The following is a 10,387-nucleotide window of genomic DNA, read 5'->3' as shown; positions in this document are numbered from 1 at the left end:
CTATCTGTACCTGATCGAAAAGCGCAACCCCGACGTGTTTGCCGAGCTGGGCAACAGCGCCACGGGCGAATACGCCGAGAAAATCTGCTGCGTGCTGGGCGCCGGTGCCAAGTTTGTGCGCGAGGACCGCAAGAGCGCGGCCGCCGTGGTGCGGGCGCTGGCGCAGGCCTCCAACTATGTGGCCGAGAATCCCAACGAATCGGCCCGGATCTTTGCGCGCTACACCCCCAAGTTCGAGGTGGCGGATCTGCAGCGCCTGATTGCCGAGCTGACCTACAAGCATCACCCGCACGGTGGCCGCCTGCAGGACGAGGTGCTGGCCTTTGCCACGGACTTCCGCGAGGCCGGCATCCTGAAAAAGAGCACCGACCCCGTGCGCTTTGCCCGCCACATCACCCAGGACGTGCTGTCATGAGCGGGGCCCAAGCTTCCTGGGACTCGCCCCTGGCGGTCGCCAGCGCCCTGCGCCCAGCGCGCGTATGGCGCCAGGGGCTGGTGGCGGCGCTGGCCTGGGCCCTGCTGGGGGCACTGACCTGGCTGTGGCCGAACAAGGAGATCGGCTTCAGCGATTGGGCCTACACGGCCGAATTCGCCGCCCTGTCGGGGGTGCTGGCCCTGGCGCTGGCCCTGGCCGCGCTGACGCTGGCCCGCCCGGGCGGACGGCTGCAGTGGCTGCACCCGGCCGGGGCGTGGCTGATTGCCGCGCCGCTGCTGCTGGTGCTGTGGCAGGTGCTGACGGCCAAGCTGGGCCTGCTGCCGCCGCCGTTCTTCGCGCCGCCGCAAAGCCTGCTGGAGGTGTACCTGGACGACACGGCGCGGCTGGGCACGTCGGTGGCGCATTCGCTGCGCCTGCTGGTGCACGGCATCGTGCTGGGCAGCGTGGTGGGCTTTGCCACCGGCGTGTGGGTCGGCTGGTCGCGCGTGGCGGGCTACTGGGTCCACCCCTTGCTGCGCTTTCTGGGGCCGGTGCCGGCGTCGGCGCTGTTGCCGCTGGCCTTCTTCTTTGCGCCCAGCAGCTACAGCGCGGCCGTGTTCCTGATCGCACTGGCCACCTTCTTTCCGGTGGCGGTGCTGACCTGGTCGGGCGTGGCCAATGTCAGCAAGAGCTACTACGACGTGGCGCGCACCCTAGGCGCCTCGGAGTGGTTCCTGGTGTGGCGCGTGGCGATTCCTGCGGCCTTGCCGCAGGTGTTTGTGGGCCTGTTCATGGGGCTGGGCGCGTCTTTTTCGGTGCTGATCACGGCCGAGATGATGGGCGTGAAGGCCGGCCTGGGCTGGTACCTGCAGTGGGCCCAGGGCTGGGCCGCGTATTCCAACATGTATGGCGCGCTGCTGGTGATGGCCGTGCTGTGCTCGGGCCTGATCACCTTGCTGTTCACCGTGCGTGATCGCCTGCTGGGCTGGCAGAAAGGAACTGTGAAATGGTGAAAGCCTTGCGCTCTCTGGTGTCCGAGGTCTGGGCGGACACCGACACGCTGGACACGGTGGCCGTACCTGCGCCCAATACCACGCCCCCCGGGGCCCACATCGCGGTGCACCAGGTGTCGCACCAGTTTGCCCAGGCCCAGGGCGGCCACCTGCCGGTGCTGGACCATGTCAGCCTGCAGGTGCAGCCGGGCGAATTCGTGGCCCTGCTGGGCCCCAGCGGCTGCGGCAAGTCCACGCTGCTGCGGCTGGTGGCCGGGCTGGAGGCACCCACGACCGGCCAGATCACGCAGGACGGGCAGCCGATCACGCGGCCCGATCCCTCGCGCATCGTGGTGTTCCAGGACCCCACGCTGTTTCCCTGGCGCACGGTGCGCGACAACGTGGCCCTGGGGCTGCAGGCGCGCAAGGTGCCGCAGGCGCAGTACACCCGGGTGGACGCGGCGCTGGAGCTGGTCGGCCTGAGCGAGTTTGCGGCCAGCTACCCGCACCAGCTGTCGGGCGGCATGGCGCAGCGCGCCGCGCTGGCGCGGGCCCTGGTCAATGAGCCGCAGTTGCTGATCCTGGACGAGCCCCTGGGCAAGCTGGACTCGCTGACGCGGCTGAGCATGCAGGGCGAGCTGCTCAAGCTGTGGCAAAAGGCCGGCTTTTCGGTGCTGCTGGTCACGCACGACGTGGAGGAGGCGCTGTTTCTGGCCAACCGCGTGGTGGTGTTCTCGCCCCGGCCGGCGCGCACGTTGACCGAGCTGCCCGTGGATTTGCCCTATCCCCGCCACCGCAGCGATCCGCGCTTCGTGCAGTTGCGCCAGCAGGCGCTGCGCGAGCTGGGCCTGAGTGATGTGGGCGCATGAGCCCGGACCGCGTGGTGCAGGAGGCGCCCTGGCTGCTGTGGCTGCTGGAGGCCATGCAGCGCGGGCAGGAGGGGCTGCTGCGGTTGTGGCATGCGCTGGGCTGGACGCCCGTGGTGGATGGCCAGCCGGCCTGGCCCTGGGCCCAGCGCCTGGCTGGCGAGCATTTGCTGCTGGACGTGGGCCAGGCGCGGGCCCTGGCCGGGGGGCTGGTGGCTGCCGCCCTGGTGGTGGTGCTCTTGGGCCTGGGCTGGCTTGGCGGGCACCGGCGGCGTCTGCGCTGGGGGTTGCTGGCCAGTGCCGGACTGGTGGCCGTTCTGGCGCCCTGGCCGTCGTCGCAGGTGCTGTGGGTGCCCGCCAGTCCCCGCAGCTTTCACCACAACCCGGTGCCTTTCAGCGACACGGCGATTGCAGCGGGCGCGGGCCATTACCAGCGGCTGTGCGTGGCCTGCCACGGCACGACCGGCGACGGACAGGGGCCGCTGGCGGCCCGGCAGACCGTGTGGCCCCCCAGCTTCACTGGTCCTTTGCTGTGGCGCCGTGCCGATGGGGACCTGCTGCACGCCGTGCGCCAGGGGGTGACCACGGTCGGTGGCCAGCCCAGCATGCCCGGTTTTGCCGAACAACTGACGGTGGCGCAGAGCTGGGAGCTGCTGCATTTTCTGCGCGCCCAGGCGGCCGGCCAGCTGCTGCAGCTGTCGGGCAGCTGGGCCATGCCGGTGGCCCTGCCGGACATGGCGTTGCGCTGCCCCGGCCAGCCCTGGCAGCGGGTGCGCGATCTGCAGCGCCAGCGGGTGCGCCTGGTCGGCCTGGAGGATGTGCAGGGCCTGCTGCCTGACCCGCGCATGCTGACGCTGTGGCTGCCGCCCGAGGGCCGCGCCGTGGCGGCAACGCTGCCCGCTGCGGTCGATTGCGTCGTGACCTCAGGCCCCGAGGCCCGCCAGGCGCTGCGCTGGCTGACGGGCAGCGCAGCGCTGCAGCAGACCCAGTTGCTGGCGGACAAGTCCGGCTGGTTGCGTGCGCGCAATGACCGCGGTGCCGACAGCTGGAGCGAGGGCGACCTGGTGTGCCGCCTGGCCGATGCCGGGGCCGCTGTGCCGTCGAACACCGCGGAAGACAGCCTGACGCGGCTGCTGCGCAGCATGGACAGCCAGCCCGTGGTCTATGTCAAGGGCGGCAGCCTGCACGGTGGCGCTGGCCGGCGCGGTGCGCCGCGCGATCAGGCGGCTTCCTGAAACGCCTGCATGCCCTGCATGCAGTACTGCAAAAAGCGGTTGGCCGCGGGGGAGAGCTGGCGGCCCGCCCGGGTGATGAGCTGCACCTCGGCGCTGAGCAGGGCAGGGTTGTGGATGGGCACGGCCAGCACCCGGCCCTGGCCCAGCTCGGTGGTGACCGAGCACTTGGGCAGCAGGGTCACGCCCTGGCCCGTGGTCACAAAGCCCAGCAGCACGCTGATCAGGTTGCTGGTCAGGGCCGGGGACAGGCGGATTTTTTCGGCATGTTCGGCAAATTCAACCAGCTGGCGGATGCCGTATACGCCCTGCAGCAGGGCCACCGGCCACTGCGACAGCTCCTGCAACGAAGTGTGCGGCGCCCGGCTGAGCGGGTGGCCGGGGGCGACAATGGCGTGCATGGGCTGGCGGGCCGCGCCGCGTGAGGTGATGTGGCTGTCCGCGGGGGCGTAATAGACCAGGCCGATTTCTGCGGCATCCTCGCGCACGCGGCGCATGATCTCGTTGGTGCCGTAGATGTCGAGCGCGATCGAGACATTCGGGTAGTGCTGGCGGAACTGGCGGATCGGGCCATCGATCAGTTCCTGGGCAAAACCTTCGCCGCTGACGATGCTGACCGTGCCGCTGCGCAGGCCGCGCACGGCGTCCACCTTGGCCAGCATGTCGTGCTGGTGGGACTGGTGCTGGCGGTAGTAGTCCAGAATCAGCTGTCCGGCCTGGGTGGGCACCACGCCGGTGCGGTGGCGCTCGACCAGGGCCACGCCCATCTCTTCTTCCAGCAGGCTGATCTGGCGGCTGACGGCCGAGGGCACGATGCCCAGTTTTTCCGCCGCAGCGCGCACGGAACCATTGCTCACGGCCTCATACAAATAACGGGCACGGGAATCGTGAAATGTGTGCATGGTGGGCCAGGGTGGGGCAGTAAGAGAGGGTCAACAGCGCAGCGCAGGCCGGCATGGTACGGCGAGCGTTCTGTTTTTTAGAACAGAAAACAAAAACAAACGCAATAAACACGCGGATATATTTTCCGACCTTGGCATGAGCGGACCCGCAGCGTTAGGCGCTGCCGTGGCGGGCTGTGCCAAGCGTTGCCAATTCCTCCCTGAACGTGTCGTTGCCATGCCGCCGGCCCCGGTGGTACAGCAGCCCGTGCCCGGTACAGGCCCGACGGCCTGCGGCGGGGCGTGTTGGCGGCGGACATTCCACATTCATATCAAGCACGTGGCCGCGGTGTGGCGGTGGCGGGAAAAGGAATCCGATGCGTACAGACGTTCAGCCCGGCAAGTCGCCGATGAACTGGGGGGTGGTGGTGCAGGTGTTTGCGCTGGCACTGGTGATTGCAGCCTTGTCCGAATGGCTGGGCCCGCTGCCCATCGAGCTGGGCATTGGCAAGGTGGTGCTGCTGCCCATGATCTGGGCGTTGCTGATTGGCCTGGTGCTGGGCCTGCTGTCCAAGCGCATGCCCGCCCCCGTCAAGCTGGACCTGCGCGGTCAGCACTTTGCCGCGGCCGTGCTCTCGTGTGCGCTGTTCCTGTTCATCGCCAAGCTGGGCCTACTGGTGGGCGGCTCGCTGCCGCAACTGAGCAAGGTGGGCTGGGCGCTGGCGCTGCAGGAGCTGGGTAACCTGGTGGGCTGCATTTTGCTGGGCATGCCCGTGGCGCTGCTGCTGGGCATCAAGCGCGAAGCGATTGGCGCCACTTTCTCCATCGGCCGTGAACCCGGCCTGGCGATCGTGGGCGAGCGCTTCGGCATGAACTCCCCCGAAGGCCGCGGTGTGCTGGCCGAGTACATCACTGGCACCCTGATCGGCGCCATCTTCATCTCCATCCTGGCCGGTTTTGTGACCAGCCTGAACATCTTTCACCCCTACGCCCTGGCCATGGGCGCGGGCGTGGGTTCGGGCTCGATGACCGCCGCTGCCGTGGGCGCCGTGGCGGCACAGCACCCTGAAATGTCGGACCAGATCGCCACCTACGCGGCGGCGGCCAACCTGATCGCTACCACCCTGGGTACCTACCTGACGCTGTTCATCTCGCTGCCGCTGGCCGTGCGCGCCTATCGCTGGCTGGAGCCGCTGCTGGGGCGCAACCGCAAGGCTGTGTCCATCGATGATGGCAGCGTGGCCCAGCCCACCGAGGTGGTGCACACCCCGGTGCTGAACCTGGGCATGCGCCTGCTGTCGTGGGTGATGGGCGGTGCCACCGTGCTGGTGGCCAACCGCATCGGCCACGGCGTGCCCATGCTGGACGCGTTGCCTGGCGTGGCCATCATCATCGGCGTGGTGCTGGTGGGCGACTTGGTCTATCTGGCCACGCAGCGCAAGCTGCCTGCCGTGTGCTGGATTTCCTTCGTGGCCATGGCCATGACCTTCCCCAGCACGCCGTATGCGGCCGAAGTGGCGGCGCTGACCGGCAAGGTCAACTTCTTTGCCATGATCACCACCATGCTGACCTTTGCCGGTCTGGCCTTGGCCAAGGACATCCCGGCCTTCCGCCGCCTGGGCTGGCGCATCGTCGTGGTCTCGCTGATGGCGAACGCCGGTGTGTTCCTGGCTGCGGCCGCGATTGCCCAGTTCTTCGTGGGCAGCCTGTGACCCCGGTTCCTTGCAAGAAAGCCTGAGCGATGAGCAACCCGAATGACAACGTGAACTGGCCCACGCAGGACAGCCTGCAGGCCTGGCGGCACGACTTCCACCGCCACCCCGAAACCGCGTTTCAGGAGCACCGCACCAGTGCCCGCGTGGCCGAACTGCTGCAATGCTGGGGGCTGGAGGTGCACACCGGCCTGGCCGGCACCGGCATCGTGGCCGTGCTGCGCGGCCGCCGCGGTGATGGCCCCAGCATTGGCCTGCGCGCCGACATGGACGCGCTGCATGTGCACGAGCTGAACACCTGCGCCCACAAGTCGCAGCACGAGGGCCGCATGCACGCCTGCGGCCACGATGGCCACACGACCATGCTGCTGGGAGCGGCCCAGGCCCTGGCCAGCCAGCCCGACTTTGCCGGCACGGTGCATTTCATCTTCCAGCCCGCCGAGGAAAACGAAGGCGGTGCGCGCGCCATGATCGAGGATGGGCTGTTCCAGCGCTTCCCAATGCAGGCCGTCTACAGCCTGCACAACTGGCCGGGCCTGCCCGTGGGTACGGCGGCGGTGCACAGCGAGGCCGTGATGGCGGCCTTCGACATCTTTGACCTGACGCTGACCGGCCAGGGCTGCCACGCCGCCATGCCCCACCTGGGCAAGGATGCGCTGCTGGCGGCCTGCCAGCTGGTCACCCAGCTGCCCGCGCTGATCGCGCGCGAGCAAGAGGTTCACAAGCCCGCGGTGCTGAGCATCACCAGCTTCCACGCGGGCGATACCTACAACGTCATGCCCGAAGTCATCCAGCTGCGCGGCACCGTGCGCTGCTTCGACATGGCGCAGCGCGCCCGCATCGAGCAGCGCTTTCGCGATGCGATCGCGGCCACCTGCACCCTGCATGGCCTGCAGGCCGATCTGGACTACCGTGTCAGCTACCCCGCCACCATCAACCACCCGGTGCATGCGGAAGTCTGTGCCGAGGTGCTGGCCGGTGTGCTGGGCGCCGAGCAGGTGCGCCGCGACCTGAAGCCCAGCATGGCCTCGGAGGACTTCTCCTTCATGGCCCAGGCCTGCCCCGGGGTGTACATCTGGATGGGCAATGGCGAGGACAGCGCCTCGCTGCACAACCCCAAGTACGATTTCAACGACCGCGTGCTGCCGCTGGGCGTGCAGTACTTTGTGCAACTGGTGCAGGCGCTGCTGCGCGACGGCCGCCTGCCGGCGGGTGCCTGACCAGCTCCGGCCCCAGGCCGTGCCGCCACTTGTGAGAACCGGGCCTTCGCCCGGTTTTTTTTCTGGCCGGCTGTCGCGCAGGTGCCAGGCGAGCGACAAAAAACCAGCTTGAAATACTCGGGATTGCCCCTAGATGGCACAAACTGCCCCCGTCCGGCGTGGGGCAGCCCTTTGTTTGATCGACGAGCCTTCCTCCATGACCCAACTTCAAAAACCCTTCAAGATCGGTTCCGTGACCCTGCCCAACCGCGTGGTGATGGCCCCGCTGACCCGCATGCGCGCCTTCCACGGCCGCGCGCCGGGTGACCTGCAGGTCACGCACTACCGCCAGCGCGCGGGCGCCGGCCTGATCCTGACCGAGGCCACCTCGGTCAGCCCCCAGGGCGTGGGCTACCCCAACACCCCCGGCATCTGGTCGGACGAGCAGGTGGCCGGCTGGAAGCGCGTGACCGAGGCCGTGCATGCCGCCGGTGGCCACATTGCCGTGCAGCTGTGGCACGTGGGCCGCATCTCCGACCCCGAGCTGCTGGATGGCCAGCTGCCTGTGGCCCCCAGCGCCATCGCCCCCGAAGGCCAGGTGGCCGTGCTGCGCCCCAAGCGCGACTACACCGTGCCACGCGCGCTGGAGACCGCCGAGATCGCCGGCATCGTCCAGGACTTCGTGCAGGCTGCCCGCAACGCCAAGGCGGCCGGTTTTGACTTCATCGAAGTGCACGCCGCCAATGGCTACCTGTTTGACCAGTTCCTGCACGATGGCAGCAACCAGCGGACCGACCAGTACGGCGGCAGCATCGAAAACCGTGCGCGCTTCCTGCTGGAAGTGCTGGACGCGCTGGCCCAGGAATGGCCGGCCGAGCGCATCGGCGTGCACTTGAATCCCATGAGCAACACCCACAGCATGCGCGACAGCGACCCCGTGGCGCTGTTCAGCTATGTGGCACAGCAGATCGAAGCGCGCAAGCTGGGCTTCATCTTCTCGCGCGAAGAGCTCAAGGACGGCGTGCTGCCCATCGGCCAGCACCTGCGCAAGATCTACAGCGGCACCTACATTGCCAACGACGGCATGAGCCAGCAGGACGCCGAAGCCCTGTTGGCCCGTGGTGCGGCCGATGCCGTGGCCTTTGGCCGCGTGTTCATCGCCAACCCCGACCTGCCGGCCCGCTTCGCCCAGGGCGCACCGCTGAATCCGCTGAACGCCAGCACCATCTACAGCGCCGACGCCACCGGCTACAACGACTATCCCGCGCTGGACGCGGAAACGGCCGCCGCCTGAGTCGGGTCCCGCCGCATGCAAAAAAGCCAGTCCTCGGACTGGCTTTTTTGATAGCTGTCAGCGCTTGCTGTGCAAAGGCTGGAGCCTGATTTGGCTTCTAATTTGCGTGGCGCTTAAAAGCTTTCCCACTCGTCGCTGGTGTCGGCGGCAGGTGCAGCCGCCGGCTTGCTGGGGGCGGGGGTGGCGGCCGGCAGCTTGGCACTGGCGGGTTTGGCGGCCAGCTGCGCGGTCGGGCGTGGGGCCGGTGTGGGCGCCAGGGTGGGGCGCACCGGGGCGGCGGCAGTGCGGACCACGGCCGGCTGTGCCACGCTGGCGGCGTGCCCCAGCTTGAACACGGCGACGGCCTGGACCAGTTCCTGGGCCTGGCCGTGCAGGCTGGTGGCGGCGGCCGACATCTCTTCGACCAGGGCCGCGTTCTGCTGTGTGGCCTGGTCCATCTGCGTCACGGCTTCGCCGACCTGGGCAACGCCGGCGCTCTGCTCGGAGCTGGCCGCGCTGATCTCGCCCATGATGTCCGTGACGCGGCGGATGCTCTGCACCACCTCGTTCATGGTGGCGCCGGCCTGGTCGACCAGGCTGGTGCCTTGCTCGACGCGCTGCACGCTGGCCGTGATCAGGGCCTTGATTTCCTTGGCGGCTTCGGCCGAACGGCCGGCCAGGCTGCGCACCTCGGCCGCGACCACGGCAAAGCCGCGGCCTTGTTCGCCGGCGCGGGCGGCCTCGACCGCAGCGTTCAGCGCCAGGATGTTGGTCTGGAAAGCGATGCCGTCGATGACGCTGATGATGTCGGCAATCTTGGCGCTGGATTCGCTGATGCCCTTCATGGTGTCCACCACCTGGGCCACCACCTGACCGCCTTGCACCGCCACGTTGGAGGCGTTTTGCGCCAGCTGGTTGGCCTGGCGCGCGTTGTCGGCGTTCTGCTTGACGGTGGAGCCCAGCTCTTCCATCGACGCCGAGGTTTCTTCCAGCGCCGAGGCCTGGCTTTCGGTGCGTGCGGACAGGTCCTGATTGCCTTGGGCAATCTCGGAGCTGGCCGTGGCGACGTTGTCCGAACCGTGGCGCACACTGCGCACCACTTGAGCCAGATTGCTCTGCATGTCACGCAGGGCGGTCAGCAACTGGCCGATTTCGTCGCCGCTGTGGATTTGCACGTCCTGGCTCAGGTCCCCGGCGCCGATGCGCTGGGCCACGGCGCGGGCCTGCTCCACACCGGCTGCGATGCCGCGCGACAGGCGCCAGCTGATGAAGGTGGCGATGGCCACGGTCAGCACCATCAGGATGGCGCCAAGGGTGTACAGCTGGGCGAACATGGCCTTGACTTCGGTCTCTGCCGCGGCCACCTGCTGGGCTTCGCCGTCGACCAGCTCCTGCGTGGCCTGGATGTAGGCTGTGGTCGTGGGGATGAACTTCTGTTGGACGAAATTCTGTACGGTCTGGCTGTCCGCGCTCAGCTTCATCTGGTTGATGTCGTTGCGCGTGCTGAGCCAGACCTTGCGCACTTCACCGACGTTCTGGGCGCGCTTTTGCGACTCTGGATCCAGCGCCTTTTCCAGGAAGGCCTTTTGCTTTTCATCGGTGGAACGCGAGGTGGCGGCCATGGATTCCTTGAAGAAATCCAGCATAGCATTGCCATCGTCATAGGCCACGGCCAGGGAGCGGGCGGAATTCTGGCGCACGTCGCCTTGCCAGGCGCTGGCGATCTTGAGCAGCTCGGCCGAGCGCTCCATGCGCGCCGTGGCCTGCGCCACTTTCTCCATGCGCCAGGTGGTAATGCCCGCCGTCACAAAGAAAAT

The 10,387-nt window shown here is 68.1% G+C and carries 8 protein-coding genes and 1 pseudogene; 7 read left to right on the top strand and 2 right to left on the bottom strand.

Features of this window, described 5'->3' with window-relative positions; translation table 11 throughout:
- The 4 genes and pseudogenes from CA2_RS16845 to CA2_RS16830 form a co-directional block, all read left to right on the top strand.
- Nucleotides 1-415: pseudogene (locus tag CA2_RS16845) on the top strand (ABC transporter substrate-binding protein); the annotation flags it as partial.
- Nucleotides 412-1,428 carry an ABC transporter permease gene (locus CA2_RS16840; RefSeq protein WP_042420212.1) on the top strand — a complete coding sequence of 339 codons (1,017 nt, stop codon included), beginning with the start codon at nucleotides 412-414 and terminating at the stop codon, nucleotides 1,426-1,428. The pseudogene CA2_RS16845 and the gene CA2_RS16840, both read left to right, overlap by 4 nt.
- A complete protein-coding gene (locus tag CA2_RS16835; protein WP_081889060.1) occupies nucleotides 1,422-2,276 on the top strand; it encodes an ABC transporter ATP-binding protein in 855 nt (284 codons plus the stop codon). The genes CA2_RS16840 and CA2_RS16835 overlap by 7 nt, the downstream gene beginning before the upstream one ends.
- On the top strand, nucleotides 2,273-3,508 hold the full coding sequence (locus CA2_RS16830; protein WP_042420208.1) for a c-type cytochrome: 1,236 nt from the start codon (nucleotides 2,273-2,275) through the stop codon (nucleotides 3,506-3,508). Before CA2_RS16835 ends, CA2_RS16830 begins: the two co-directional genes overlap by 4 nt.
- Here the strand turns inward: CA2_RS16830 and CA2_RS16825 are convergent.
- Entirely contained in the window at nucleotides 3,493-4,407 is a 915-nt protein-coding gene (locus tag CA2_RS16825) for a LysR family transcriptional regulator (protein ID WP_042420205.1), read from the bottom strand. The genes CA2_RS16830 and CA2_RS16825 overlap by 16 nt on opposite strands.
- A 356-nt stretch (nucleotides 4,408-4,763) precedes the next feature.
- On the opposite strand from CA2_RS16825, the gene CA2_RS16820 reads away from it, so the two are divergent.
- The 3 genes from CA2_RS16820 to CA2_RS16810 all read left to right on the top strand — a co-directional run bounded on the left by CA2_RS16820 (nucleotide 4,764) and on the right by CA2_RS16810 (nucleotide 8,591).
- On the top strand, nucleotides 4,764-6,098 hold the full coding sequence (locus tag CA2_RS16820) for a DUF3100 domain-containing protein (RefSeq protein WP_042420203.1): 1,335 nt from the start codon (nucleotides 4,764-4,766) through the stop codon (nucleotides 6,096-6,098).
- A 29-nt stretch (nucleotides 6,099-6,127) separates the two neighbouring features.
- Entirely contained in the window at nucleotides 6,128-7,318 is a 1,191-nt protein-coding gene (locus CA2_RS16815; protein WP_042420199.1) for a M20 aminoacylase family protein, read from the top strand.
- 196 nt (nucleotides 7,319-7,514) lie between these two features.
- Nucleotides 7,515-8,591 (top strand): alkene reductase, encoded by a 1,077-nt coding sequence (locus tag CA2_RS16810; RefSeq protein WP_042420217.1) that lies wholly within the window; start codon nucleotides 7,515-7,517, stop codon nucleotides 8,589-8,591.
- A gap of 113 nt (nucleotides 8,592-8,704) precedes the next feature.
- Here CA2_RS16810 and CA2_RS16805 read toward each other — a convergent pair whose 3' ends face one another.
- A complete protein-coding gene (locus tag CA2_RS16805) occupies nucleotides 8,705-10,378 on the bottom strand; it encodes a methyl-accepting chemotaxis protein (protein WP_439708944.1) in 1,674 nt (557 codons plus the stop codon).
- Nucleotides 10,379-10,387: the final 9 nt, after the last annotated feature.

The sequence above is a fragment of the Comamonas aquatica NBRC 14918 genome (assembly GCF_000739875.1).
GTDB lineage: Bacteria > Pseudomonadota > Gammaproteobacteria > Burkholderiales > Burkholderiaceae_C > Comamonas > Comamonas aquatica.
Note: the sequence above shows the minus strand (reverse complement) of the source record. Positions and strands in the feature narration are given on the sequence as shown.

What these genes read in the sequence shown, in the direction of transcription:
- CA2_RS16840 (WP_042420212.1), top strand. Translation starts at nt 412, where the DNA reads ATGAGCGGGGCCCAAGCTTCCTGGGACTCGCCCCTGGCGGTCGCCAGC.
- CA2_RS16820 (WP_042420203.1), top strand. Translation starts at nt 4,764, where the DNA reads ATGCGTACAGACGTTCAGCCCGGCAAGTCGCCGATGAACTGGGGGGTG.
- CA2_RS16830 (WP_042420208.1), top strand. Translation starts at nt 2,273, where the DNA reads ATGAGCCCGGACCGCGTGGTGCAGGAGGCGCCCTGGCTGCTGTGGCTG.
- CA2_RS16815 (WP_042420199.1), top strand. Translation starts at nt 6,128, where the DNA reads ATGAGCAACCCGAATGACAACGTGAACTGGCCCACGCAGGACAGCCTG.
- CA2_RS16810 (WP_042420217.1), top strand. Translation starts at nt 7,515, where the DNA reads ATGACCCAACTTCAAAAACCCTTCAAGATCGGTTCCGTGACCCTGCCC.
- CA2_RS16825 (WP_042420205.1), bottom strand. Translation starts at nt 4,407, where the DNA reads ATGCACACATTTCACGATTCCCGTGCCCGTTATTTGTATGAGGCCGTG.
- CA2_RS16835 (WP_081889060.1), top strand. Translation starts at nt 1,422, where the DNA reads ATGGTGAAAGCCTTGCGCTCTCTGGTGTCCGAGGTCTGGGCGGACACC.